This window comes from Shinella sp. GW821-FHT11G07, assembly GCF_058808115.1.
Window position 1 is genome coordinate 265,161 of sequence record NZ_JBXARJ010000006.1, and the last position, 25,687, is coordinate 290,847.

A 25,687-nucleotide genomic window follows, 5' to 3' on the forward strand; every position below is an offset into this window, starting at 1 on the left:
CAGGCCGGCGCGCCGGCAGACATGTGTGCACCATGACCGATTTTCCGCCCGCCGATTTTGCCGGCCGCATCACCCGAAGCTTCGACCGCCAGCCGGCGCTGCGGCTGATCGGCGCCGAGCTGACCCGCGTCGAGCACGGCACGGTGGAAATCGAGCTGCCCTTCGACGAGAAGCTGACGCAGCAGCACGGTTTTCTGCATGCCGGCATCATTTCCGCCGCCCTCGATGCCGCCTGCGGCTACGCTGCCTATTCGGTGATCGATGCGGATGCTTCGATCCTCACCATCGAGTTCAAGGTCAACCTCATGTCACCCGGACGCGGCGACCGCTTCCTGTTCCGCGGCGAGGTCACCAAGCCGGGCTCCAACATCATCGTCGCCGACGGGCGCGGTTATGCCATCTCGGACGGCCCGGCAAAGCTCATCGCCTCCATGACCGGCACGATGATGGTGGTACGCGGCCGCGAGGACGTCGCCGAATGAGCGTCGTCCTGAAGACGGTCGGCGCGCACCGCATCCTCTATGTCATGGCGGCGGACGCCGAATACGGGCCGCACCTCAAGGCCCGCATCACGCCGTTCATGACGGGCGTCGGCCCGGTCGAGGCCGCGGTACAGCTGACGCTGGCGCTTTGCCACCTCGAAGCCGAGGCCCAGTTGCCTGATTTCGTCGTCTCGCTCGGCTCCGCCGGCTCCGCCACGCTGGAGCAGACCGGCGTCTATCAGGCGACCGCCGTCTCCTATCGCGACATGGACGCCTCGGCGCTCGGCTTCACCAAGGGCGCCACGCCCTTCCTCGACCTACCCGTGGAAGTAATACTTCCCGTCCGCATTCCCGGCATCCCCGAAGCCCGCCTTTCGACCGGCGCCAACATCGTCTCCGGTCCCGCCTACAGGGGCATCGACGCCGACATGGTGGAGATGGAAACCTACGCCGAACTGCGCGCCTGCCAGGCCTTCGGTGTGCGCCTCATCGGCCTGCGCGGCATTTCCGACGGCAAGACCGAACTCACCCATATCGGCGACTGGACGGAATACCTTGGTGTCATCGACGAGAAGCTCGCCGCCGCCGTCGACCGGCTGGAAGCGGCCGTTCTCGACGGCACGATCGTGTTGAAGGGCTGAAAATCCAGCCTTCCCCCGTTGCGCGGCGCGCGGTTTTTCATTAAAGGCTCGCCATGACCCAGACAGCCACTCCCGACAGCGTTCTCATCATCGATTTCGGCAGCCAGGTGACCCAGCTCATCGGGCGACGCGTGCGTGAAGCAGGCGTCTATTGCGAGATCATCCCCTTCCAGTCGGCGGAAGAAGCCTTCCACCGCATGCAGCCGAAGGCGATCATCTTCTCCGGCGGCCCCGCCTCGGTTCTCGACCAGGGCAGCCCCCGCGCACCTCAGGTGGTCTTCGATTCGGGTCTGCCGATCCTCGGCATCTGCTACGGCCAGCAGACACTCAGCCTGCAGCTCGGCGGCAATGTCGAAGGCGGCCATGCCCGCGAATTCGGCCGCGCTGACGTGGAAATCCTCAAGGACAGCCCGCTCTTCGACGGTTTCTGGGAAGTCGGCAAGAAATACCCCGTCTGGATGAGCCACGGCGACCGCGTCACCGAGGCACCCGAAGGCTTCGAGATCATCGGCACGTCTGAAAACGCGCCCTTCGCGATCTGCGTCAACGAGGCGAAGCGCTACTACACCACCATGTTTCACCCGGAAGTGGTGCACACGCCGGATGGCGCCAAGCTGCTGTCGAACTTCGTGCACAAGATCGCCGGCATCAAGGGCGACTGGTCGATGTCGGCCTACCGCGCCCGCGCCGTGGAAGCGATCCGTGAACAGGTCGGCGACAAGCGGGTCATCTGCGCGCTGTCGGGCGGCGTCGACAGTTCCGTTGCGGCCCTCCTCATTCATGAAGCCGTCGGCGCGCAGCTCACCTGCATCCTCGTCGACCACGGCCTGATGCGCAAGAACGAGGCGGCCGACGTCGTCGCCATGTTCCGCGAGCACTACAACCTGCACCTCATCCATGTGGATGCCGTCGACCGCTTCGTCGGCGAGCTGGAGGGCGTTTCCGACCCGGAAACCAAGCGCAAGATCATCGGCCGCCTGTTCATCGAAGTGTTCGAAGAGGAAGCCAAGAAGCTCGGCGGCGCGGAATTCCTCGCCCAGGGCACGCTCTATCCGGATGTCATCGAAAGCGTCTCGTTCACCGGCGGCCCCTCGGTCACCATCAAGTCGCACCACAATGTCGGCGGCCTGCCCGATCGCATGAACATGAAGCTGGTCGAGCCGCTGCGCGAACTCTTCAAGGACGAAGTGCGCGTGCTCGGCCGCGAACTCGGCCTGCCGGACAGCTTCATCGGCCGCCACCCCTTCCCCGGTCCTGGCCTCGCCATCCGCTGCCCGGGCGGCATCACCCGCGACAAGCTGGAAATCCTCCGCGACGCCGACGCCATCTATCTCGACGAGATCCGCAAGGCCGGCCTCTACGACAAGATCTGGCAGGCCTTCGCCGTGCTGCTCCCCGTCCAGACCGTCGGTGTCATGGGTGACGGGCGCACCTACGAATTCGTCTGCGCTCTGCGCGCCGTCACCTCCGTCGACGGCATGACCGCCGATTTCTACCACTACGACATGAACTTCCTCGGCCGCGCCGCCACCCGCATCATCAACGAAGTCCGCGGCATCAACCGCGTCGTTTATGACGTGACGTCGAAGCCGCCGGGCACGATCGAGTGGGAATGACTCGGAAACCAGCTACGGACTGATCCGCGGCTGAATAACCACGGTGTATCGCTCCGGCCCCCGCACATCAGGGCCGGGGGTCGGGCGCGCTGCTGCCACCACAAGGCTGATGCAGGCATCCTGCCGGCTTCGCAAAATCCGCGTCAACGCCCTTGACCTCAACCATGGTTGAGATCCTATCTCATTCTCCGTTGTCAAAAACGGAGATGAGCAATGACCGGCCAAATACTCATGCGCAACGTTATGAAGATCAGCGAAGGCAGGCTGGACCTGTTCTGCGCGGCCGTGCTTGAAGCAGTGGAATTCGCACAACAGCACGGCCCACAGATGATGGTGCAAACCTTCGTCGATCCCGACGCCATGCGGATGACCAGCTTCCAGCTTTACAGGAACTCGCAGGACATATTGCGCCACTGGGAACTGTCGGATCCTCATATCAAAAGGGTCTCGCAGCATGGCACCGTCGAGACGCTCGAGGTCTATGGCGCGCCCAATGAGCAGGTCATGGCTGGCTTGGCCGGCTTTATCGATGACGGCCGTGGACGGATTATCCCACCGCTGACCGGTTTCAGCCGCTTCTGACGACAAAATGCGCCCGCCCCGTACGAGGCGCCACGACGATCTCTTTTGCCCCCGTGTTCATGCGGGCTTGCCTCAAAACGGCCTTCGCTTAAAAAATTCGGCAGCCATGTCACATTCGGTCACGCTGCCTCGTCATGACCATGTGTGAACGAAAAGGAGAGTGGAATGTCACCGCGCATGACCGACTATTTCAAACGTGCAGAGCCGGCCTTCAAGGCGATGTTTTCCCTGGAAGCGGCAATAAAGGCGAGCCCGCTCGATGCGACGCTCGTGCACCTGGTCAAAATACGCGCCTCCCAGATCAACGGCTGCGCCTATTGCATCCACATGCATGTGGGAGAGGCGCTGAAAGACGGCGAGGACGCGATGCGCCTGCATCTACTTGCCGGCTGGCGCGACTCGTCATTCTACTCGCCGCGCGAGCGGGCCGCCCTTGCCTGGACCGAAGCCCTGACGCTGGTGGCTGAAACGCATGCGCCCGATGCGGACTGGGCAGCCGTCGAGGCCGCCTTCACGCCCGACGAGCAGGCCTGGCTGACGGTCGCCATCGGTGCGATCAATGTCTGGAACCGCGTGCAGGTCGGGTTCCGCGCACAACATCCGACCGATCAGCGCCATGCCGCTTGACCCGTCCACGGATGTCTTCGAGATGCAGCGGCCCCGGCTGCTGCGTCTCGCCTATCGAATGCTGGGATCGCATTCGGAGGCGGAGGACATCGTACAGGAGGCCTGGCTGCGCTGGCACCGCAGCGATCGCGAGGCGGTGGCCGAGCTCGCCGCCTGGCTGACCCGCATCGTCTCGCGCCTCTGCCTCGACGCCATGAAATCCGCCCGCTCCCGCCGCGAGACCTATCCAGGAACCTGGCTGCCCGAACCGCTGATCGAACCGGCGGACGACGAGCTGCGGGCCGACAACATCACGCTCACCCTGATGGTGGCGCTGGAGCGCCTTTCGCCCCTGGAGCGCGCGGCGTTTCTGCTGCACGACGTCTTCAACCAGCCGATGGATGAAGTGGCGGCTACGCTGCAAAGAAGCGCGGCCGCCACCCGGCAACTGGCCGCCCGGGCACGGGCGCATGTGCAGATCGACCGGCCGCGCTACGAGATCGCACGGGAGGACGGAGAAGCGCTTGTCCGCGCCTTCTTCGAGGCCTGCCGCCTGGGCGATGCGTCAGCGCTCGGTTCCATGCTGGCGGCCGATGTGGCGCTCCGCTCGGACGGCGGCGGCAAGGTGCTGGCCTTTCCGAACGCGATCCATGGTGCCGACCGTCTGGTGCGCCTCTATCTCGGGCTTGCGCGCAAACTGGGGCCGCGCATGGAGTTCATCGGCCATGCCGTCATCGATGGCCTGCCGGGCTTTCTCAGCCGTATCGACGGCTACTTGCAGACCACGGCCGTGGAAATCGTGCAAGGCCGCATCACGGCAATCTATATTACGCGCAATCCGGACAAGCTGGCCGGCCTGATCAGCCCGGCACTGCCCGGACCACCGCAAGCCCACTAAAACCCGAACGACGACTGCGCCGGTTCCGGCGGCGTGAAGGAAATGCCTTCGAGCGCCAGCATCTTCAGCTTGGAGGAGGCGCCGCCGGGCGCGGAGAAGCCACCGACCTTGCCGCCGGCCGCGAGCACACGGTGGCAGGGGATGATGAGGGCGACGGGGTTTTTCGCCATCGCCTGGCCGACCTCGCGGGCCATTTCCGGGCCAGCACCGAGATCGCGGGCGAGCGTGCCGTAGGTCGTCGTCTCGCCCCAGTGCACGCGGCGCGCCGCATCGTAGATCGCGCGAAAAAAGTCGCTCTGGCCGGCAAGGTCGAGCGGTACCTCGGAAAAATCCGCCGGCTCGCCGGCAAAATAGCGTCTCACGCCTTCGATGGCCTCGGCAACCGCCGGCGACGGCTCGGCGGCTTCCGCCTCGGGTAGGTGGCGCAGCAGCAGGCGGCGCGTCGTCGCCCCATCATCGCCCGGTAGCTGGAAGCGCAAAACGCCCGCCACCGTCCAGGCGATGCCGCAGGGGCCGCCGTCGGTGTCGAAGATCCGATAATAGGTTTTGCCGGTCATGGTTCGGCTCCTTCCCGTTTCATCGAAAGATCGGGCTTTGCCCGGTCGCTTTCAACCCGTTTCTTGCCGGGGCTTGCGCCAGAGGCCGCCAATTCGCATAAACCGTCGCAAAAACGTGTCAGCGAGGAAACGACGTGGAGACTTCGGAGATCATCATCAGCGGCGATACGGCGGGCATCGAATGGCGCGTGCCCGTCTTCCGCTTCAAGGGCAGCAACGCAAAAGCGCCGTCCACCTATCTCCAGGCGGCGCTGCATGCCAACGAGCTGCCGGGCACCGCCCTCCTGCACTTCCTGCTGGAAAGGCTGCGCAAGGCGGATGCGGAGGGCGCGATCCTTGGCGACATCATCGTCATCCCGCAGGCGAACCCGATCGGCCTTGCGCAATCGCATTTCGGCGAGATGCAGGGTCGGTTCGATCTCGGCTCGCGCACCAATTTCAACCGCGACTTCCCGCTGGTTGCCCTCTCCGAGCGTGAAACGCTTCTGAAAGATCTCGATCGCCGCAGCGCCGCCGACCGACTGAAGCGCAGGCTGCTGCACGCGGCACTTGGCGCCGACCTGGTGATCGACCTGCACTGCGACGACGAATCTCTGCAATATGCCTATATCGACGATGCCTTCTGGGCGGAAGCGGCCGATCTCGCGGGCGCGCTCGACATGCAGGCCGTATTCCTCTCGGACGGCGAAAGCACCGCCTTCGAGGAGGCCGTCGGCCACGCTTTCAAGCATCAGGGCGGCGAGAAACTCAAATCCGTACCGGGCCGCCTTGCGGTCACCGTCGAGCTGCGCGGCCGGCGTGATGTCTATCCGGACATGGCGAAGCGCGATGCGGATGGCCTGTGGGCCTTCCTCGCCGGCCGCGGCGTCCTGGCAGACCCGGCACATGTGGTCAAGCCCTACACCGGCCCAGCCCTGCCACTCGACAATATCGAGATGGTGCGTGCGCCTGAGCCCGGCACGATCCTCTTCCACCGCAATATCGGCGAACAGGTCAAGGCCGGTGATCTTCTGGCGACGCTGATCACCCGGCCCGGCGCAGCCGATGGCACGCTGGAGGTCAAGGCTGGGCATGACGGCCTGATCGCCACCCGCAGCTCCGCCCGCTATGCGCGGCGCGGCGACGACCTGATGAAGATCGCCTGCCATGAGGTGACGCGCAAGGACCGCAAGCCGGGTACGCTGGAGGACTGAACATCCTCCGGTAGAGAATTTTCCCGGCGCATGCACTTGGCCCTCGCCTTCGGCTCGTCCGGCACAATATATAGGGGCGGCAGCATCGACTGCCGCACTTTGGATGATCCGCAAGCATCATGTTTGAAACGCTTTCCGCCTATTGGCCGCATATCCTCGTCGCCCTGTCGATCATCCTCGGCGTGCCGGCGGCCATTCATGCGACCATGACGAAGGAAGAGGTGCGCGCGGCCATCGGCTGGGTCGGCGTTATCATGCTCTCGCCGGTCGTCGGTCCGCTGATCTATGCCATCGGCGGGGTGAACCGCATCCGCCGCAAGACACTTAACCTCAGCCGTGAGGGACTGCTCGCCGCCGGCTGGCATCACATGGCCGAGTACGACGTCTCCAACGCGCACATGCAGGTGGCCTATGGCGGGGCGCTTGCCGCCATGCAGCGCCTCGGCGACACGGTCGGGCGCTGCAAGCTCACCTCGGGCAACCGCATCGCGGTGCTCTCGACTGGCGACGAGGCCTATGCCGCGATGCTCGCTGCCATCGACGCTGCCGAACGCTCCATCCTGCTCGAAACCTATATTTTCGACCGTGACAAGGCCGGCGAGCGCTTCGTGCGCGCGCTGTCGGCGGCGGTCGCGCGCGGTGTCGAGGTGCGCGTGCTGATCGATGCGGTCGGCGCGCGCTACTCCATCCCCTCGATCGTCTCGGAACTGCAGCGGGCGAACGTGCCGACGGATGTCTTCAACGGCAACATCGTCATGGGCCTGCGCCTGCCCTATGCGAACCTGCGCACCCACCGCAAGATCCTCATCGTCGATGGCAGCATCGCCTTCACCGGCGGGCTCAACATCCGCGCCGGTTTCTGCACAGAATTTTCCGGCGAGGCGGCGGCGCTCGACACGCATTTTCGCATCACCGGTCCCATTGTCAGCGACCTCTTCCGCATCGCCTACGAGGACTGGCGTTTTTCCGGTGGCGACGAGCTTTCCCACGAAGCCTGGCAGATCGCGCCACCGCCGGATGCGCCGGGCGACGGCATGCTCGCCCGTATCGTGCCCTCGGGGCCGGACAAGAGCCTGGAGACCAATCATCGGGTGCTGATGGGTGCCGTTTCCGTCGCCAAGAAACACATCCACATTATGTCGCCCTATTTCCTGCCCGACCGCGAGCTGATCAGCGCCATCGTCACGGCGGCGCGGCGCGGTGTGGAGATCGACATCGTCGTGCCGTCGGCCAACAACCTGAAGCTCGTCGATCTCGCGATGACCGCACAGTTCGACCAGATGCTGAAACATGGCTGCCGCATCTGGCGCGCCTCCGGCGCTTTCAACCATTCCAAGCTGACCGTCGTCGACGGCGTCTGGTCCTATGTCGGCTCGTCGAACATCGATCCGCGCTCGCTGCGGCTGAATTTCGAGGTGGACATAGAGGTTGTGGATGCGGATTTCGCCGATCTTATCGGCCGCCGCATCGGTGCCGCGCTTTCGGAGGCGGTAGAAGTGAAGCTCGACGAGCTCCGGGCCCGCCCCTTCGCACAGCGCCTCGTGGAGCGCGTCACATGGCTTGGCTCACCGTATCTGTGAGCCCGAGCGAGCGTTCCCAGATAACTTTCAGATCGATATGCGCCTTGATCGGCAGGTGATCGGACGCGATGCGGGCGAGCGGCGAATCATGCACCTCGACCGAAGTGACGAGATCGTGCGGATGGCCGAGCGCCCGGTCGAGCGCCAGCACCGGAAACCGCGACGGAAAACTCGGCACCGCGCCGGAGGCCGGATCGAAGGTCGGCTGGAGGCGGGAGAGCGACGAGCGCCGGCCGACGCGCCATTCGTTGAGATCACCGACGAGCAGCGTCGGCATCTGCTCCTCTTCGGCGACCGACGCGAGGATCGCCATCGCCTGTTGCTCGCGCGAACGCTTCAACAGGCCGAAATGCGCGGCAACGAGGCGAAGTTTCCCGACCGGCAGATCGAGCGTCACCACCAGCGCGCCGCGCGGCTCCACGCCCGGCAGCTTCAACTGCCGCACGGCGCCGACCGCACCCTTGCGGATCATGATCATGTTGCCGTGCCAGCCATGGCCGGTGGAGGAGAGCGAGGTGATCGGCACCGGCACGAGGCCGCAATCGCGCTCCAGGATTTCGAGGTTGAGCAGCCCCGAGCGTTCGCCGAAGCGTTTGTCCGCCTCCTGGATGGCGATGATGTCCGCGTCGATCTCGGCGATCACGCTTGCGGTACGTTCCGGATCGAAACGCCGGTCAACGCCGATGCATTTGTGCACATTGTAGGACGCGATCACGGTATCGCCCGGGCGATTGGCTTCCGGCGGCCGATGGCCGCGGCGGTTGCGGATGGCCGACAGCAGCGCGGCCGACATGACCTTGTCGTTCGACTTTCTGTCCACGAGCCCTTCCTTGGTGACGCAGTCCATCATATGGGCGCTTTCCCTCCATCGGCAACCTCCGCGGACCGAGAAAGGTTCCGCGCCAGGCGTCAGGGAAGTGCGCTCACCTGCATCTTCGGGCTGTCGAGCAGGATGGTCGAGCGCAGCGTCTTGATCTCGCTGATGCGCTCGAACTCGCTCCACAGCAGCCGACGGTAATCGGCAACATCCTTTACCGCGATCTTCAGCAGGAAATCGAAATCGCCGGCGACCGTGTGGCATTCCACCACCTCCGGCATGCGCCGCACGAGATCGATGAAGCGCTCGCCGACCTTCGGCGCCGTACGCTCCAGCGTCACCTCCAGGAAAGCCTGGAAACCGATGCCGGCCGCGCGCGGATCGACGATCACGGTATGGCGGATCACGCCGCTCGCCTCCAGACGCGCCAGCCGGCGCGACAGCGGCGCTGGGGACAGGCCGACCTTCTCCGCGAGCTGGTTGTTGGAGAGCCCGGCATCCTCGACGAGCAGGCGGATGATGCGCCGGTCCGTCTGGTCCAGCACGACCTCGTCACCCGCCATTTTGTCCATCTTCGTCCCTCACGCAAAAACCTGCATAAATCTAGCGGGCAGCGGCAAGAATACAAAAGCTTCTTGCGTCCTTCCCGCAATATCATGGTCGATTTTGCGGAGGCTTTGTCCTACACCCGTTTGACACCCCACACGCACAGGAAACCGGCCATGTTCGACGCCCTCACCCGCCAGCCCGATGATCCGTTGCTTGCCCTGATCGGCCTTTTCCGGGCCGATGAGCGGGCCGGCAAGGTCGACCTCGGCGTCGGCGTCTATCGCGACGAGACGGGTGCGACCCCGATCTTCCGCGCCGTGAAGGAGGCCGAACGCCGCCTCGTCGAAACGCAGCCGACCAAGGCCTATATCGGGCCGGAAGGCGACGCGCTCTTCCTCGAACGCCTCTGGGCGCTGACGACGGGCGAGGCGGGCCGCGGCCGCGCCACTGCAGCCCTCCAGACGCCGGGCGGCTCCGGGGCCCTGCGCCTTGCCGCCGACCTGATGGCCCGCATGGGCACCAAGGGCGTCTGGCTCGGCCTGCCGAGCTGGCCGAACCATGCCAGCATCTTCAAGGCTGCCGGTCTCGACGTGATCACCTACCCGTTCTTCGACATCCCCTCCCAGGCCGTGCAATTCGACCGCATGATGGAGGCGCTGTCGGGCGCTGCCGCCGGTGATGCCGTGCTGCTGCATGCCAGCTGCCATAACCCGACCGGCGCGAACCTTTCCGCCGACCAGTGGCGCGCCGTCTCCGACCTTATCGCCGCGCGTGGCCTGCTGCCGCTCGTCGATATCGCCTACCAGGGCTACGGCCGCGGCCTCGACGAGGATACCGCCGGCCTGCGCACGCTGCTTGCCGCCGTTCCGGAAGCACTGGTCGCCATCTCCTGCTCGAAATCCTTCGGCCTCTACCGCGAGCGCACCGGCGCGATCTATGCCGCCTGCAGCAACCCCGAGACCGCGCTTTCCGTGCGCACCAACCTCGCTGCGCTCGCCCGCACCAGCTATTCCATGCCGCCGGACCACGGTGCCGCCATCGTCAGCATGATCCTCGGCGACGAGGCGCTGAAAGCCGACTGGATGGAGGAAATCGAAACCATGCGGCTGCGCATCACCTCGATCCGCGAGCGGCTGGCTGCCGGCCTGTCCCGCCGCTGGCAGGTGCTGACGGCCGTGCGCGAGCAGGAGGGCATGTTCTCGCTTTTGCCGCTCGAAGAGGCGGATGTGCTCAAACTGCGTGCCGAGCACGCCATCTACATGCCGACCTCCGGCCGCATCAACATTGCCGGCCTCAAGTCGGCGGAAGTCGATGCCGTCATCGAGAAATTCCTGAGCCTCTGAGGTCGCCATGTCGGTCGAGATCGCAACGCCCGAGCGTCATTCCGCCTACGAGGATGCCATCGCCATCGTCGTCGGCACGCTGTTCATGGCGCTCGGCGTGTTGATCTACACCAAGGCGGTGCTGCTTGCCGGCAGCACCGCAGGCCTGGCACTCCTCGTGCAATATGCGACCGGCATAAGCTTCTGGTGGCTGTTCTTCGCCATCAACCTGCCGTTCTACATCCTCGCCGTCAAAAAGCTCGGCTGGGCCTTCACGCTGCGCACCTTCGCCGCCGTCACGCTTGTATCGATCTTTACCCGGCTAACATCGGAGCTTGTTTCCTTCGCCCATCTCGACCCCCTCTACGCGGCCGTCATGGGCGGAGCACTGTCCGGTGCCGGCCTGCTCATCCTCTTCCGCCACCGCACAGGGCTCGGCGGCATCAATGTGCTGGCGATCTACCTTCAGGACCGTTTCGGTATCCGCGCCGGCTATTTCCAGCTCGCCGTCGATCTTGCCATCCTCGCTGCCGCGTTCTTCGTCATTCCGCTCGATCGCCTCGCCCTTTCCGTTCTGGCCGCCGTCGTCGTCAACATGACGCTCGCGATCAATCACCGCCCCGGACGTTATCTCGGGGTGACGTGACGGCCTCGTCGCTCTAAGAAGACCCGACTGACACAATCGGGAGAGACGCGTGACCGTCACGATCTACGGCATCAAGAACTGCGACACGATGAAGAAGGCGCGGACCTGGCTCGACGCCAAGGGCGTGGCCTATGACTTCCACGACTACAAGGCCGAAGGCATCGACGACGCGAGCCTCAAGCGCTTCGTCGACGCACTTGGCTGGGAAACCGTGCTGAACCGCGCCGGCACCACGTTCCGCGCGCTTCCCGATGCCGACAAGCAGGATCTCGATGCGAAGAAGGCGATTGCCCTGATGCGCGCGCAGCCCTCGATGATCAAGCGCCCGATCCTCGACCGCGATGGCCAGCTTACCGCCGGTTTCAAGCCGGATATCTACGAAACGCTATTCTGAGCCTCAGGGCCAGGCGGCATAGGACGTCTCCTCGCGCACCTGCCGGCTGACGAGGCCCGCCCGGCGGGCGCGCGGCGACACGCCGGCAAGCCGCTTAAAGAACCGGCTGAAATAGGCGGCGTCACGAAAACCGAGGGCTTCCGCCACCTCGGCGATCTGCAGGCTCGATCCGTCGAGCAGCATTTCCGCCTCCATCATCAGCCGGGCATGGATCAGCTCCATCGGAGAACGGCCCGTCGCGCGGCGCACCGCGGTGTTGAGCCGGTCCGGCGTGACACCCAGAACGTTGGCATAGTCGGCCAACGACCATTGTTCGCGCATGTGCAGCTCCACCAGATGCAGGAAGCTGCGCACGGTGGCGCGCGGCGAAGGTTTCGGCTTTTCCGTCGACGGGTTGGCGCGGCGCCAGATGGCAATCAGCAGCAGCGCCAGGTGATGACGCACCACCTCCTGCATGCCCGCCGCGTTCTCGCGCAGTTCCGCCTCGATCGTCTCCACCGTCTGCAACATTTTTCTGGCATCGGTGAGCGCCAGCCGGGCGCCGAGGATCGGCCGGGCGACGGCATCGCGCACCTCGGCAAAAATGGCGCCCGTCGGCATGGCGGGACCGAGCGCCAGTTCCGGGATGGCCAATGCTGCCCCCTCCGCCCCCGCATCGAAGGTCACGGAGCCGCGCGCACCGGCCGGCGCCCAGACGAGCGAGGGACCGGAAAGGCCGAGATCGGTGCCGCCGAGCGACACGCGCCCGCTTCCCGAGAGCAGCAGGAAGACACGGTTGCGCCCGCCGCGAAACGTCCAGCCGGATTGGGAAAGGGCGCCGCGGAAAAGCCGCGCCTCTGTCGGCAGGGGCGGCGCATTGGCGAGAGGGCGATGCTGCGGTGCAAGACCGTCCTGGAACGGCATGGCCAAAACTCCTTACCCGTGAAAAGTACAAGTATCTCTTGTAAAAGTCTATTCCGCAAACCCTTGCCGGCCGCTAACCTTCCATTTGTCAGGAAGCGACAGAAGGCCCGGAGGAGAACAGGGCCGCTGCCAGCGTGACGCGCCGCCTGCCGGAAGAGCAGGCCTTTTGGGAGGAATCGACAATGAAATCTGTTCAACGCAGGCACGTCCTGCGCGTGATGGCGGCTGCCTCGATCTTGCTGGCCGCGAGCGCTGCACCAGGCGCTTTCGCCCAGGACCGCACATCCGTGAAGATCGGTTACGCCATTTCCAAGACCGGCCCCAATGCCGGCGGCGCCGGCATCACGACGCTGCCGAACTACCAGCTCTGGGTGAAGGACGTGAACGACGCCGGCGGGCTCGAACTGCCGGATGGCAAGAAGCTGCCGATCGAGGTGATCGAATATGACGACCGCTCCGCCTCCGAGGAACTGGTGCGTGCCGTCGAGCGCCTCGCCACGCAAGACGAGGCGGACTTTATCCTCGCGCCCTGGGGCACGGGCTTCAACCTCGCTGCCGCCCCCCTCTTCGACCGCTACGGTTATCCGCAGCTTGCCGTCTCCTCCGTCACCGACAAGGCGCCGGATTTCGTCAAGCGCTGGACGAAGAGTTTCTGGATGCTCGGCGGCGGCCATGACTATGCCGGCGCGCTTGCCGGCATCATCAAGAAGGCGGCCGCCGACGGCACGCTCAACAACAAGGTCGCCATGGTCTCGGTCGCCGACGGCTTCGGCATCGACCTCGTGACCGCCGCCCGCCCGGCCTTCGAGGCGGCCGGCATCGAGGTGGTCTATGACAAGACCTACCCGATCGGCACCTCCGACTTCACGCCGATGATCAACGAGGCGAAGGCGAGCGGCGCCGACAGTTTCGTCGCCTTCTCCTACCCGCCGGACACCTTCGCGCTGACCCAGCAGAGCCAGGTCGCGGACTTCAATCCCAAACTGCTCTATCTCGGCGTCGGCACCGGCTTCCCCATCTACGGCAAGAACAATGGCGACAATGCCACCGGCATCATGAGCCTCGGCGGCATCGACCCGGCCAATGCGGAGAATGCCGCCTACCGCAAGCGTCATGAAGAGGTGACAGGCCAGGGCCCGGATTACTGGGGCAGCGTCATCACCTACGCCTCGCTGCAGATGCTGCAGGAGGCGATCAAGCGCAAGGGCCTCGACCGAGAGGCCGTGTCGGCGGAGCTCTCGACCGGCACGTTCCAGACCGTGCTCGGCGAGACGAAGATGGAGGACAACCAGCTTCGTACCCTCTGGTGGACCGGCCAGTGGCAGAACGGTCAGTTCGTCGGCATCGCGCCCGTGGACCGCACCGGCGCAAGCCCGCCGATCCTGCCACGGCAGGCCTGGAAGAAGTAGCGGCAAGCCATCGTTACGGAAAGTGGATTGGGAAGAGGCAATCGGCGGACCGCCCCCATCCCTTCCTTCCGCACGCAGCCGAACGGGCGAGATTGCCCCTCACCCTAACCCTCTCCCCGCAAGCGGGAGAGGGAACGAGCCCCTCGCAACGGTGTTGGCTCGGGAAGCCGTCTCGGCACATCCCCTTCGCCCCCGCTCGCGGGGAGAAGGTGGCCGGCAGGGCGGATGAGGGGCATTCTGTCAGAAGTTAAAAGCCCGGCGGCTCGCCCGGCCCAAATGTAAGGAGTGGCCATGCTCGTCACGGCCGTGTTGTCCGGGCTCGTGCTCGGCGGAACCTACGCGCTGCTCGCCATGGGGCTGACGCTTCAATACGGCATCGCGCGCATCATGAACCTTGCCTATGGCGAGACGATCATCGCGGCGGCGTTCCTCGCCTATGTGCTGTTTAGCGGCTCTAGCATCAACCCGGTGCTCGGCCTTCTCGCCGCCGTCCCGCTCGGCTTCGCCTTCGGCTATCTCGTCTATGGCCTGATGATGCGCCCGCTGGTGCGCCGGGCCCGAAACCGGGAAACCCTCGAGATCGATTCCATCCTCGCCACCTTCGGCCTGCTGTTCGTCCTGCAGGGTGTCATGCTGGTGCTCTTCGGCAGCAACTATACGAGCTACAGCTATCTCAATGTCGGCGTGAACGTGCTCGGCACCAATATCGCCGCCAACCGCCTGCTCGCCTTCCTTCTCGCCATCGTGCTCGGCGGCGGCCTCTATCTGCTTTTGACCCGCACCCTCTGGGGCACCGCCCTGCGCGCCGTTGCCGTGTCGCCCGCCTCCGCGCCGCTCGTCGGCATCGACGTCGACCGCGCGGCCCGCTTCGCCTTCGCGATCGGCGGGGCGCTCGCCGCCGCCGGCGGTGTCGCCATCTCCATGTACCAGACGTTCACCGCAACGGCCGGCGTCGTCTTCACCATGAAGGCGCTGATCGTCGTCATCATGGGCGGCGTCGGCAACGTCCTGGGTGCTTTGCTCTCCGGCCTCATCCTCGGCCTCGTGGAAACCTTCGTCGCCACCTATGTCGATCCCGGCCTGACGCTTGCCGCCACCTATCTGATCTTCCTCGCCATCCTGCTCTGGCGCCCGGCGGGCCTGTTCGGGAGGGCTGCGCGGTGACCGTCCGCACTCTCCTCGGCCTTGGTATCGCCGGCCTCGTCCTCGCAGCGCTCGCAGCCCTGCCCTTCTTCGCCGGCCCCTATGCCGTGACGCTGATGATCGGCATGACGGGCTATGTGGTGCTCGCCACCGCCTGGGGCCTGTTTTCCGGCCCGACGCGGTATGTCTCGCTCGCCACCGTCGCCTTCTTCGGCATCGGCGCCTATACGGTGGGCGTGCTCAGCGAGACCCTGCCCTACCCGCTCGTCCTCCTCGTCGCCGCCCTGATCGGCCTTGCGGTGGCGCTCGTCGTCGGGCTGTCGACACTGCGGCTCGCCGGCGTCTATTTCGTCATCTTCACCTTCGGTCTTGCAGAACTCATCCGCCAGGTCGTCACCTGGTACGAGGTCAACGTGACCGGCACGCTCGGCCGCTACATCTTCCTGCCCGTGACGCCCGAAGGCATCTATTGGCAATTGCTGGCGCTTGCCGCCGCCACCTTCCTCATCTCCTGGGGGATCGGCCGGACCCGCTGGGGCCTTGCCCTGAAGGTCATCGGCGATGACGAGGTGGTGGCCAGCCATTGCGGCATCGACATCACCAGACTGAAGCTCGCGCTCTTCGCCACCAGCGCCGTCATCATCACCCTCGTGGGCGCGATCCAGGCACCGCGCTGGACCTATATCGAGCCGAGCATCGTCTTCAACCCGACCATCTCGTTCCTGACGCTGATCATGGCGCTGCTTGGTGGCGCGGACCGGCTGTGGGGGCCGTTGCTCGGCGCCATCCCGCTTTTCCTGCTCTTCGAGTGGCTGTCGGCCAATTTCCCGAACCACTATCCGATCATCCTCGGCCTCGTCTTCATCGCCATCGTCTTCCTGCTGCCGAAGGGCGTTCTGGCCGCCATCGAAGGCCGGACGAGAAAGGCAGGCGGGCAATGAGCGAACTCCTGGCGCTCACCGGCCTCACCAAGCGCTTCGGCGGCCTCACCGCGGTCAACGCCGTCTCCTTCTCGCTGGAACGCGGCGAGGTCGTCGGCCTGCTCGGGCCGAACGGGTCCGGCAAGACGACCGTGCTCAACATGATCTCCGGCCTCCTGCCGCCGACCGGCGGGCGGATCGCGCTGAACGGCGACGCGATCTCCGGGCTCGGCCCGAACCGCATCGCGAAAAAGGGGGTAGCCCGCACCTTCCAGCTCGTCCGCGCCCTGCCCTCGCTGACGGTGGCGGAAAACGTCATCGCAGCACTTGCCTTCGGCCGGCACCGGCTGTGGGGTGCCGTCGCCCGCGATGCGGCGCTCCACCACCTTTCCGCCGTCGGCCTCGCCGGGCGGGCCGATCAGCCGGCCGGCTCTCTCACCTATATCGACCAGAAGCGCATGGAGCTTGCCCGGGCGCTCGCCGCCGAGCCGGAACTGCTGCTGCTCGACGAATGGCTCGCCGGTCTCAACCCGACGGAACTCAAGACCGGCATCGACCTCATCCTGTCGCTGAAGGATCGCGGCATCACCGTGCTGCTCGTCGAGCATGTGATGGATGCCATCCGCGCGCTCTGCGGCCGCTCGATCGTCATGAATGCCGGCCGCAAGATCGCCGATGGCCCGACGGCCGAGACGCTGAAGGACCCGGAGGTGGTGCGTGCCTATCTCGGAGACGGCCATGTTTGAGATCCGCGACCTCTCCCTGCACTACGGCCAGCACCTCGCGCTCGACCAGATTACCGTCACGGTCGACAAGGGCGAAACGGTCGTCATCCTCGGCGCGAACGGGGCGGGCAAATCCTCGCTCCTCAAGGCGGCGGCAGGCCTCGTCAAGCCCGATCCCGGCGCCGGCATCCGCTTCGCCGGCACCGACATCGTCAACCGGCCCGCCCATCTCGTGCTCGAGGCGGGCATCGCGCTGGTGCCGGAAGGCCGCGGCGTCTTCGGCGACCTGACGGTGGAAGAAAACCTCGCGCTCGGTGCCTATGCCAGGCGTGCCCGTGCGCACAGCAAGGCAAGCCGCGACCTCGTCTATGCGCTCTTTCCCAAGCTTGCCGACCGGCGAAAGCAATTCGTCAACACCATGTCGGGTGGCGAGCAGCAAATGGTGGCGATCGGCCGGGCCTTGATGTCGAAGCCCGACCTCCTCATGCTCGACGAGCCGAGCCTCGGCCTTGCCCCCGTCGTGGTCGGCGAGCTTTTCGCAGCCCTCGGCCGCGTGCGCGAAAGCGGGCTGGCCCTCCTCATCGTCGAGCAGAACGTGAAACTGAGCCTTTCCCTCGCCGACCGCGGCTACCTCATGGAGGCCGGGCGCATCGTTGGCGAAAACACCGCAACAGCCCTGATGAACGACGACGCAGTGAAGCGTGCGTTCCTCGGCGCAACCGTCTGAATTTTGAGCAGGGAGCCAAACATGTCTGTCCTAGGACTGAAGATCAACAACCTCGACCAGGCGGCCTCCGACGGGCGCACCTTCTCCCGCATCAACCCGATTTCCGGCGAGGTGGCGTCCGAAGTCGCCGCCGCCTCGCTGGACGATGCGCGCCAGGCCGTCAACGCCGCGGCAAAGGCCTTTCCCGCCTGGTCGGCGACCGGCCCCGGCCAGCGGCGCAGGCTGCTCAACGCCGCTGCCGACAAGCTGCAGGCGAAGACGCCGGATTTCGTCGCCGCCATGGCCGCGGAGACGGGCGCCACGGCCGGCTGGGCAATGTTCAATGTCGGCCTTGCCGCCGACATGCTGCGCGAGGCGGCATCACTGACCACCCAGATCACCGGTGAAATCATTCCCTCCAACCGCCCCGGTTCGCTTGCCATGGGCCTGCGCCAGCCGGCCGGCGTGGTGCTGTCGATAGCGCCGTGGAATGCGCCGGTCATCCTTGGCGTGCGCTCGCTCGCCACGCCGCTCGCCTGCGGTAACACGGTCGTCATGAAGACCTCGGAAATCTGCCCCCGCACGCACCGGCTGATCGTCGATGCACTGCATGATGCCGGCCTACCGGAAGGCGTGCTCAATGCCGTCTCCAACGCGCCGGAGGACGCCGCCGCCATCGTCGAGACGATGATCGCCCATCCCGCCGTTCGCCGCGTCAACTTCACCGGTTCCACCCGCGTCGGCCGCATCATCGCCGAGACGGCGGGGCGCTATCTCAAGCCCGCCCTGCTCGAACTCGGCGGCAAGGCGCCCTTCGTCGTGCTGGACGACGCCGATATCGACGCGGCGGTCGCCGCCGCCGCCTTCGGCGCCTACATGAACCAGGGCCAAATCTGCATGTCGACCGAGCGCATCGTCGTCGATGAGACGGTCGCAGACCGCTTCGTCGAGGCGCTGGCCGAGAAAGCAAAAACCCTCGTCGCCGGTGATCCGCGCGAGGGTAACACGCCGCTCGGCTCGGTGGTCGATGCCCACGCAGCGCAACGCCTCGAGCAGCTCATCCGCGATGCGGTCGGCAAGGGTGCGGTGCTTGCCGCCGGCGGCAACGTCAGGGGTACCATCGTCGATGCCACCCTGCTCGACCGCGTGACGCCCGCCATGCGCATCTATGGCGAGGAAAGCTTCGGCCCCGTCGTCAGCGTCATCCGCGTCGGCTCGATCGACGAGGCGGTGCGCGTCGCCAACGACACGGAATACGGCCTCTCGGCCGCCGTCTTCGGCCGGGATGTCAACCGCGCCATGCAGGTCGCCCGGCGCATCGAATCCGGCATCTGCCACATCAACGGCCCGACCGTGCATGACGAAGCGCAGATGCCCTTCGGCGGCGTCAAGGAATCCGGCTATGGACGCTTCGGCGGCAAGGCCGGCATTGCCGAATTCACCGAACTGCGCTGGATTACCGTGCAGGACGGCCCGATCCATTACCCGATCTGAGCCATGACGCTTCTTCACAAAAAGACCTGCATCATCACGGGCGGCGCCGGCAGTATCGGCCTCGCCACCGCCCGGCTCTTCCTCGCCGAGGGCGCCAATGTCGTGCTCGTCGACCAGGACCGTGCCGGCCTGGAACGCGCCGCGGCCACCCTGCCGCAGGACCGGGTAGCGCTTGCCGTGGCGGATGTCACGGACGCGGCCTCCACCAGGACCTATGTCGACCTTGCCGTTGCCCGGTTCGGCGGCATCGACGTGCTGTTTTCCAATGCCGGCATCTTCGGCACCGTGGCGCCCATCGCCGACTATCCGCTCGAACTCTTCGACAAGGTGCAGGCCGTGCATGTCCGTGGCGCGTTTCTTGCCGCCCAGTGCGCCGTCCCCCACATGCGAAGCGGCGGCAGCATCGTCATCACGTCCAGCGTAGCGGCGACGCGCGGCGATGCGGGCGTCTATGCCTATATCACCGCCAAGCACGCCCAGACCGGCCTGATGCGCTGCCTTGCCAAGGAACTCGCGCCGCGCGGCATCCGCGTCAACACCGTCAATCCCGGCCCCGTTGACAACGGTTTCCAGCTTGCCGTGGAACAGGGCCTGGGAGCCGCGATCGGCGCGGATGGAACGGAGTTCTTCAACAGGCTCATCCCCATGGGCCGCCATGCCAGCCCCGACGAAGTCGCCCGCGCGGTGCTCTACCTCGCCTCCGATCAGGCGAGCTTCGTCACTGGCACGATGCTTATGGTCGACGGAGGCATGAGCATCTAGGACACAAAACCTTGTCATTGGAAAAATATATGCTACATTCTTTCCAGTGAAAGGATTTCGACCATGCAGCGCAACCCCATCCCACAGGCCAATGCAGAAGGCTCGGTGCTCACCAAGGCGGCTGTCGGCGCGGCGGATCGGCTGGGGCTGACCGCGCGCATCCTCTCCGGCGTCATCGGCGTTTCGGAGGCGACGGTGTCGCGGCTGAAGCGGCAGGATGTGCTGCTGGAGCGCGGCACGAAACCCTTCGAACTCGCCGTGCTGCTGGTGCGCCTCTTCCGCTCGCTCGACGCCATTACCGGCGGCGACGAGACCGTCGCCCGCGCCTGGATGACGGCAGAGAACAGCGCGCTCGGCGCGCGCCCCGTCGACCGTATCGTCTCCATTTCAGGCCTCATCGATGTCCTTGCCTATCTGGACGCCCGCCGCGCTCTCGTCTGAGGCGCGGCCCTTTGCGGGCCACGTCTGGCGGTTCGTCGAGGCACAGCACCGCGTCTCGACGCTGAAACTCGTCGATACGCTCGACGAGCAGGCACTGCTGGAAGACATTCTCGAGGAGAGCAAGCCGGTGCTGCCGCCGGAATGCGCCGGCCTCGACTATCTGCTCGCCACACCCTTCCGTTATGGTTCGGTCTATCCGCACGGTTCGCGCTTCCGCCGCGCCGGGCGCACACTCGGCGTCTACTATGCCGCCCTGTCGGTGGAGACGGCGCTCGCCGAAATGGCCTTTTACCGGCTGCTGTTCTTCGCCGAATCGCCCGCAACGCCGCTGCCCGGCAATGCCGCCGACTACACCGCCTTCTCCGCCGCCATCCGCACGGACTCGGCAATCGACCTGACGGCCCCGCCACTCGACCGGGACCTCACCCTCTGGACGCACCCGACCGATTACGCCGCCTGCCAGTCATTGGCTGATGGCGCAAGGACGGCGGATGTCTCCGCCATCCTCTATCGCTCGGTGCGCGACCCGGGTGCCGGCACGAACATGGCGCTCCTGACGGCGACCGCCTTCGCCGCGCCAAAACCGGTGGAGCGCCAGACCTGGCGCATCCGGCTGTCGGCGCTCGGCGTGCAGGCCTTGTGCGACCACCCGCCGAAGCGCATCGGTTTTTCCCGCGAGGATTTTCGCGCCGATCCGCGCATATCCTTACGCGGATAGAGCAGCCTCGGCAAAAAAGTCCTCCGGGCCGTCCACCTCGATCAGCCGCCGCTTCTCGATCACCCAGAAGCGGTTCGCCACCGCCCGCACGAAGGCGCGGTCGTGCGAGACGAACAGGCAACTGGCATCGCTGCCCGTCAATTCCCGCTCCAGTGCTTCCTGCCCCTCGATGTCGAGATGGTTGGTCGGCTCGTCGAGCAGGTAGAAATTCGGGTTGGTGAGCCGCAGCACCAGCATGCCGAGCCGCGCCTTCTGCCCGCCCGAGAGCTGCCCCACCGGCCGTCCCTGCATCTCGATGCTCAGGCCGGCGCCCGCCAGCAGGCTGCGCGCCCGCTGGTCGCCCACGTCGAAGCGGTGGATGATCGTGCCGTGCGGCGTTTCCGTGTCGGCGAGGTCGGAGAGCGCCTGGTCGCCATAACCGAGCACCAGCGAGGGTGTCGCCTTGATGCCGTGCAGGCTTGCCCCCGCCGCTTCGATCGCCCGGCGCAACTGGCCGACCAGCCGCGTCTTGCCGGCGCCGTTCAGCCCGAGCAGCACGATGCGATCACCCTGGCAGATGAATTTCTGGCCCGTGCGGAAGAGCGGCGTGCCATCCGGCGTCTCGACCGACGCATCCTCCAGAGTCAGCAGCACCTTGGCATGGGTGCCGCGGTTGGCGAGGCGAATGGCACCGGCCGAGCGCTCCAGATGGGCTGGCTTTGCCGCATCCTCGATCTTCTCCGCCCGCTGCTTCAGCTGCTTGGTCTTCACCACCAGGAGGTCGCTGCCGGAATTGATGCCGATATTGTTGAGCTTCGCCGCCTGCTGGCGAAGCTGCTGCGCGGTCTTCATGTCACGCTCGTAGCGCCGCCCCTCGGCCGCATCCATCTCGTCCAGCGCCGCACGGGCCTCGGAATAGGGCAGCGCGAAGAGCGGCGACCGCTCGGGGCGCAGGAACAGCGTGCGGTTGGTCACCGCATCGAGGAAGGCACGGTCGTGGCTGGAGATGACGACCGGCATGTCGCGCGGCAGCGTTGCAAGCCAGGTCTCCAGCAAGGCGATCTTCGAGAGATCCAGATGGTTCGTCGGCTCATCGAGCAGCAGCATGTCCGGCTCGCCGACGCGCACACGGGCGACCAGCGCGATACGCTGCCAGCCGCCGCTGAGCGCATCGAGCCGGCGCTCCCGCAACGCCTCGGGCACCTCCAGCTCCTCCAGCGTCACATCGGCACGCCAGCCCTCGCTCTCCTGCTGCTCGGGCGAAAGCGCGCCCAGCACGGCGTCGCGGAAGGTGAGCGTTTCGAGCCCGGCGGGCAGGTTCTGCTCCATATGACCGACGGTGAGGCCGCGCGCGCGGGTAATCTCGCCGGTCGTCGGCTCGAAATCGCCGGTGATGCATTTCAGCAGGGTGGATTTCCCACGCCCGTTGGCGGCAACGAGGCCGATGCGGTCGCCGGCGGCGATGGAAAGATTGAGGTTGGAGAAGAGGTCGGTGGACAGCGTGACGCCGAGCGCACGGATATTGAGAAGCGACATGAAAGGTCTCTGGTCTTTCGAGGCCCCCGCGGCGCGGCATCAGCCGTCAGTCACGCGAAAAGGCCCGATGAAATCTGATGCAGCAACACACCTGAAGGCACGTCAGCGCATCGCCGGGAAGGGCAGACCAGAAGAAAGCGTTCGTTCCGATCAGCCCTGCAAACGCATTTGCAGGGCAAAATCAGGGCCATGCGTACGATGTGGCAGGAAGTCGGTCTTCACGCGCAGCCCCTCTCTTTCGTGTTGCGAACGAGACAACGGGTACCATCGGGCGACGGCATTTGCAACCGGCCGGTTGTCCCGACGGCAAAAGACCCGGATGCAGGGGACATCCGGGCCTTGGGGGAGGTCAGCAAACCGTCAGCTTATTTGCAGACCTTGATCCGCTTGATGATGACGTTGCCGTAATAATCGTAGGCCTTGATCTTCTTGATGAAGCAGTAGGGCTCGTAGCCATAGCTGTAATAGCCGGCCTGCGAGGGAGCAGCGAAGGACACGGCGGCAACGAGGGCAACGGTGGCGGAAACGATGAACTTGCGCATGGGGTCTCTCCTGATCTCTAGTTGGGGATGAGCCTCTCTCATCCAGTGATCAGACTTTCCCATATCGCCCCGCACCGCGCTGTTCCGCACGGAACACGCGAAAACTACCGGAACAGCCGCTCCACATAGTCCCGCCCGAGCCCGACCTTCTCGTAGTGGTCGCGACAGAGCGCGATGTAATTGTGCACGTCGAAGAAACCGTCCGGCTCGCCCCTCTCGTCGAGCCAGATCAGCGGCCCTGTCACCTGGAAGAACACCTTCATCGGCTGCTCATGCTCGTAGGCGACGAGCGTATGGCCCTCCCCCGGCGCCTCGTAGACGAAATCGCCGGCGGTCGCCGTCCAGTCGTGCTCAAGGTAACCCCACTTGCCGGAGATCGTGTAGGCGAAGACCTCGTGCGGGTGGTAGTGGCGGTTCACCAACCCAGCCTTCTTGGCCATCAGGATGTCGCACCACTTGTTCTGCGTCGGCGAAATCCACAGCGGGCGCGACGAGACCGTTTCGGTGAAGGGCACGTAATAGCGCTCGTCTTCGGTCGGTGCGTTCTGCAGATAGACTTCCGGCAGGGCATCCGGCTGAAACACCTTGTCGATCGGCTTCAGGTCCTTCCAGAATTCATGGGTCGCCAGTTCGGGCATGGTTTCCTCCTTGCATGGGTCTGGTTCAGGCGCGGACCTGCACGTCGATGAGCGCCAGCGTCCGCTTCGTCTCGATATGCTCGAGCGCCTCCGCAATGGCGCCAGCCAGCGCCACGCCGTCGGTCACGCGGCGGGCATAGGCCCGGCTTGCCTCCGCGACCTTGACGAAATCCGGCACCGGCGACAGTGCGGTCAACGGCATGCGGTTGGTCTTTGCGGCATAGCCGTCCGGATAGAGGCCCAGCACCGACTGGCGCACCGCCCCCCATTCCGCATTGTTGACGATGAGGACGAGGATCGGCAGGTCGAGGGCTTCGGCAATCTGGTGGCAGGCGACGGGATTGGCGAACATGTAGGAGCCGTCGCCCATCGTGGCGACGACGAGCCGGTCGCGCCGCGCGAGCTGCATGCCGAGCGCTGCCGGAAAACACCAGCCGAGCCCGCCGGAATGCGGCTCCTGATACCAGGCCTGGTGATGGGCGAGCGTCATCAGCGCCATCGGGCAGCCGAGTTCCGACAGCACCGTCCCATCCCGCCCGGCCAAAGCCTCCGACAGTGTCAGCGAGACAAAATCCTTCGTCATCGGCGTGCCGTTGCCGCGCCGTGCCGTTTCAAGCACGCCGGCACGAGCCGCCCGATTGCGCGCCGCGACCTCCCGGGCGTTCCGCTCAGCCTTCGCCCTATGAGTGGGCAGGAGCAGATCCATCGCCGCCTTCAACGCGAGAAGGCCCACGTCGACATCGCAGGCAAGTGTTACGTCCGAGCGGAAATAGCGCACCGGCTGGCGCTGGTAGAGCGGGTCCTGCGCGAGCTGGATGACCTTGCAATCGGGTTTGAGCGGATGTGCATCCGGCGACCAGGGCGCGAGCGCGTCGAGCACCAGAACCACGTCCGCCTTGTCGAGCAGCGGCTTGGGATCGGCCTGCGCCGCCATCGGATGATCCGTCGCGATAGCAAGCTGCACCGCCCAGTACTGGCAGACCGGAATGCCCCACGCCTCGGCAAGTGCTGACAGCGCGGCAAACCCTTCGGCCGAGCCCGCACCGCGCTGCGCAAAGATCACCGGGTTTTCCGCTTCCGCCAGCAGCCGCGCCGCTGCCTCGATGTCCTTCGGGGACGGCACGGAGATTGCCGGCGCCATCGTTGCCGGCGCGTCCAGCCCCTCCGTCGGGCAAGGCTGGCACAGCACCTCGCGCGGCAGGCTCATATAGACCGGCCCGCGCGGCGTGGAGCAGGCGATGGCATAGGCGCGATCAACCATCTGCGGGATATGCTCGGGCACGCGCAATTCGTCGTCCCACTTGCAGGCCTCACGCACCAGCGCCGCCTGGTCGCGCATTTCCTGTCCCCAGCCGATCGGCACGGTGCGCGACCCCTTGCGCCCACGTTCGGTGACGGGCGTACGGCCGGAGAAGAGCAGGACCGGGATATGCTCCATGGCGGCGTTGATCGCGCCGATCGCGCAATTGGCAAGGCCGACATTGGTGTGCGCCATCACCGCCTGGGCGCGGCCGGTCGCAAGATAATAGCCGTGCGCCATGCCCATGGCCGCCCCCTCGTGCGGCATGACGAGCGCCTGCGGCAGGGCGATACCCTTCGCCTCAGCTTCGGCAAGCCCTTCGATGATCGGCGGAAAATCCGTGCCGGAATTGGCAAAGATATAGTCGACCCCGACGGCCTTCAGCCGGGCGAGCAGCGCGCCGCCCGCCGTCATCACCGGCGTTGCGGCGGGATCGCTTTCGTGCCTGCCCATCGGAACCTCCCCTTCGTCCGGACCCGTCGTCGCGTCCGGTCTCCTCAAACCGGGACGCACCTGTCAGGCTGCACTCTGACAGGCGAGGCAGCGATGTAAAATGAAATGCCGGCTCCGTTTCATAACGAAAGCCAT

The 25,687-nt window shown here is 65.6% G+C and carries 28 protein-coding genes; 20 read left to right on the top strand and 8 right to left on the bottom strand.

The window, feature by feature from the left end:
• Positions 1–32 precede the first annotated feature (32 nt).
• The 6 genes from AC1RT2_RS14285 to AC1RT2_RS14310 all read left to right on the top strand — a co-directional run bounded on the left by AC1RT2_RS14285 (position 33) and on the right by AC1RT2_RS14310 (position 4,825).
• A complete protein-coding gene (locus AC1RT2_RS14285) occupies positions 33–482 on the top strand; it encodes a PaaI family thioesterase (protein WP_069060263.1) in 450 nt (149 codons plus the stop codon).
• Entirely contained in the window at positions 479–1,123 is a 645-nt protein-coding gene (locus AC1RT2_RS14290) for a 5'-methylthioadenosine/S-adenosylhomocysteine nucleosidase (RefSeq protein ID WP_069060264.1), read from the top strand. The genes AC1RT2_RS14285 and AC1RT2_RS14290 overlap by 4 nt, the downstream gene beginning before the upstream one ends.
• A gap of 53 nt (positions 1,124–1,176) precedes the next feature.
• Positions 1,177–2,739: a glutamine-hydrolyzing GMP synthase gene (gene guaA / locus AC1RT2_RS14295; protein WP_069060265.1), complete on the top strand. Its 1,563-nt coding sequence runs from the start codon at positions 1,177–1,179 to the stop codon at positions 2,737–2,739.
• A 213-nt stretch (positions 2,740–2,952) separates the two neighbouring features.
• On the top strand, positions 2,953–3,321 hold the full coding sequence (locus AC1RT2_RS14300; protein WP_493102778.1) for a hypothetical protein: 369 nt from the start codon (positions 2,953–2,955) through the stop codon (positions 3,319–3,321).
• Positions 3,322–3,486: 165 nt separating this feature from the next.
• Entirely contained in the window at positions 3,487–3,948 is a 462-nt protein-coding gene (locus AC1RT2_RS14305) for a carboxymuconolactone decarboxylase family protein (RefSeq protein ID WP_493102780.1), read from the top strand.
• Positions 3,938–4,825, top strand: a complete 888-nt coding sequence (locus AC1RT2_RS14310; RefSeq protein ID WP_493102782.1) for a sigma-70 family RNA polymerase sigma factor — start codon at positions 3,938–3,940, stop codon at positions 4,823–4,825. Before AC1RT2_RS14305 ends, AC1RT2_RS14310 begins: the two co-directional genes overlap by 11 nt.
• Here the strand turns inward: AC1RT2_RS14310 and AC1RT2_RS14315 are convergent.
• Positions 4,822–5,382 carry a methylated-DNA--[protein]-cysteine S-methyltransferase gene (locus tag AC1RT2_RS14315; RefSeq protein ID WP_493102784.1) on the bottom strand — a complete coding sequence of 187 codons (561 nt, stop codon included), beginning with the start codon at positions 5,380–5,382 and terminating at the stop codon, positions 4,822–4,824. The genes AC1RT2_RS14310 and AC1RT2_RS14315 overlap by 4 nt on opposite strands.
• Positions 5,383–5,516: 134 nt before the next feature.
• Between AC1RT2_RS14315 and AC1RT2_RS14320 the strand changes: the two genes are divergently transcribed.
• A complete protein-coding gene (locus AC1RT2_RS14320) occupies positions 5,517–6,575 on the top strand; it encodes a M14 family metallopeptidase (RefSeq protein WP_493102786.1) in 1,059 nt (352 codons plus the stop codon).
• A gap of 119 nt (positions 6,576–6,694) precedes the next feature.
• A complete protein-coding gene (locus AC1RT2_RS14325) occupies positions 6,695–8,155 on the top strand; it encodes a phospholipase D-like domain-containing protein (protein ID WP_444799822.1) in 1,461 nt (486 codons plus the stop codon).
• Here the strand turns inward: AC1RT2_RS14325 and AC1RT2_RS14330 are convergent.
• Complete coding sequence (locus tag AC1RT2_RS14330) at positions 8,127–8,948, bottom strand: endonuclease/exonuclease/phosphatase family protein (protein WP_493102943.1); 822 nt, start codon at positions 8,946–8,948, stop codon at positions 8,127–8,129. The two genes, AC1RT2_RS14325 and AC1RT2_RS14330, sit on opposite strands and share 29 nt — an antisense overlap.
• A gap of 116 nt (positions 8,949–9,064) precedes the next feature.
• Positions 9,065–9,535, bottom strand: coding sequence for an Lrp/AsnC family transcriptional regulator (locus AC1RT2_RS14335; protein WP_069061551.1), 471 nt, complete (start codon positions 9,533–9,535; stop codon positions 9,065–9,067).
• A gap of 159 nt (positions 9,536–9,694) precedes the next feature.
• Here AC1RT2_RS14335 and AC1RT2_RS14340 point away from each other — a divergent pair, with 159 nt between their 5' ends.
• The 3 genes from AC1RT2_RS14340 to AC1RT2_RS14350 are packed head-to-tail and all read left to right on the top strand — an operon-like array spanning position 9,695 to position 11,883.
• The gene (locus AC1RT2_RS14340) at positions 9,695–10,864 is read left to right on the top strand and encodes an amino acid aminotransferase (protein ID WP_493102789.1); all 1,170 of its coding nucleotides are present in this window, start codon (positions 9,695–9,697) and stop codon (positions 10,862–10,864) included.
• A 7-nt stretch (positions 10,865–10,871) separates the two neighbouring features.
• Positions 10,872–11,489: a YitT family protein gene (locus tag AC1RT2_RS14345; protein ID WP_493102791.1), complete on the top strand. Its 618-nt coding sequence runs from the start codon at positions 10,872–10,874 to the stop codon at positions 11,487–11,489.
• 49 nt (positions 11,490–11,538) lie between these two features.
• Positions 11,539–11,883 (top strand): ArsC family reductase, encoded by a 345-nt coding sequence (locus AC1RT2_RS14350; protein ID WP_493102793.1) that lies wholly within the window; start codon positions 11,539–11,541, stop codon positions 11,881–11,883.
• Between the two features lie 3 nt (positions 11,884–11,886).
• Here AC1RT2_RS14350 and AC1RT2_RS14355 read toward each other — a convergent pair whose 3' ends face one another.
• Positions 11,887–12,786 carry a helix-turn-helix domain-containing protein gene (locus AC1RT2_RS14355; protein WP_493102795.1) on the bottom strand — a complete coding sequence of 300 codons (900 nt, stop codon included), beginning with the start codon at positions 12,784–12,786 and terminating at the stop codon, positions 11,887–11,889.
• A 182-nt stretch (positions 12,787–12,968) separates the two neighbouring features.
• Here AC1RT2_RS14355 and AC1RT2_RS14360 point away from each other — a divergent pair, with 182 nt between their 5' ends.
• From AC1RT2_RS14360 to AC1RT2_RS14400, 9 genes are all read left to right on the top strand, one after another.
• Positions 12,969–14,195, top strand: a complete 1,227-nt coding sequence (locus AC1RT2_RS14360; protein WP_493102797.1) for an amino acid ABC transporter substrate-binding protein — start codon at positions 12,969–12,971, stop codon at positions 14,193–14,195.
• 291 nt (positions 14,196–14,486) lie between these two features.
• Positions 14,487–15,359: a branched-chain amino acid ABC transporter permease gene (locus AC1RT2_RS14365; protein ID WP_493102799.1), complete on the top strand. Its 873-nt coding sequence runs from the start codon at positions 14,487–14,489 to the stop codon at positions 15,357–15,359.
• Positions 15,356–16,279: a branched-chain amino acid ABC transporter permease gene (locus AC1RT2_RS14370; protein ID WP_493102801.1), complete on the top strand. Its 924-nt coding sequence runs from the start codon at positions 15,356–15,358 to the stop codon at positions 16,277–16,279. The genes AC1RT2_RS14365 and AC1RT2_RS14370 overlap by 4 nt, the downstream gene beginning before the upstream one ends.
• On the top strand, positions 16,276–17,004 hold the full coding sequence (locus tag AC1RT2_RS14375; protein WP_493102803.1) for an ABC transporter ATP-binding protein: 729 nt from the start codon (positions 16,276–16,278) through the stop codon (positions 17,002–17,004). Before AC1RT2_RS14370 ends, AC1RT2_RS14375 begins: the two co-directional genes overlap by 4 nt.
• Entirely contained in the window at positions 16,997–17,710 is a 714-nt protein-coding gene (locus tag AC1RT2_RS14380; protein ID WP_493102805.1) for an ABC transporter ATP-binding protein, read from the top strand. The genes AC1RT2_RS14375 and AC1RT2_RS14380 overlap by 8 nt, the downstream gene beginning before the upstream one ends.
• Positions 17,711–17,731: 21 nt before the next feature.
• Entirely contained in the window at positions 17,732–19,183 is a 1,452-nt protein-coding gene (locus AC1RT2_RS14385; protein WP_493102807.1) for an aldehyde dehydrogenase, read from the top strand.
• A gap of 3 nt (positions 19,184–19,186) precedes the next feature.
• Entirely contained in the window at positions 19,187–19,945 is a 759-nt protein-coding gene (locus AC1RT2_RS14390) for an SDR family NAD(P)-dependent oxidoreductase (protein WP_493102809.1), read from the top strand.
• Between the two features lie 63 nt (positions 19,946–20,008).
• On the top strand, positions 20,009–20,386 hold the full coding sequence (locus AC1RT2_RS14395) for an antitoxin Xre/MbcA/ParS toxin-binding domain-containing protein (RefSeq protein ID WP_493102811.1): 378 nt from the start codon (positions 20,009–20,011) through the stop codon (positions 20,384–20,386).
• A complete protein-coding gene (locus tag AC1RT2_RS14400; RefSeq protein WP_493102813.1) occupies positions 20,346–21,104 on the top strand; it encodes an RES family NAD+ phosphorylase in 759 nt (252 codons plus the stop codon). The genes AC1RT2_RS14395 and AC1RT2_RS14400 overlap by 41 nt, the downstream gene beginning before the upstream one ends.
• Here AC1RT2_RS14400 and AC1RT2_RS14405 read toward each other — a convergent pair.
• From AC1RT2_RS14405 to AC1RT2_RS14420, 4 genes are all read right to left on the bottom strand, one after another.
• Positions 21,093–22,619, bottom strand: coding sequence for an ABC-F family ATP-binding cassette domain-containing protein (locus tag AC1RT2_RS14405; RefSeq protein WP_493102814.1), 1,527 nt, complete (start codon positions 22,617–22,619; stop codon positions 21,093–21,095). The genes AC1RT2_RS14400 and AC1RT2_RS14405 overlap by 12 nt on opposite strands.
• Positions 22,620–22,984: 365 nt before the next feature.
• The gene (locus AC1RT2_RS14410; protein ID WP_493102816.1) at positions 22,985–23,161 is read right to left on the bottom strand and encodes a hypothetical protein; all 177 of its coding nucleotides are present in this window, start codon (positions 23,159–23,161) and stop codon (positions 22,985–22,987) included.
• Between the two features lie 104 nt (positions 23,162–23,265).
• Entirely contained in the window at positions 23,266–23,799 is a 534-nt protein-coding gene (locus tag AC1RT2_RS14415) for a 2,4'-dihydroxyacetophenone dioxygenase family protein (RefSeq protein WP_493102821.1), read from the bottom strand.
• Positions 23,800–23,824: 25 nt separating this feature from the next.
• Positions 23,825–25,552, bottom strand: a complete 1,728-nt coding sequence (locus tag AC1RT2_RS14420) for a thiamine pyrophosphate-requiring protein (RefSeq protein ID WP_493102823.1) — start codon at positions 25,550–25,552, stop codon at positions 23,825–23,827.
• Positions 25,553–25,687 lie beyond the last annotated feature (135 nt).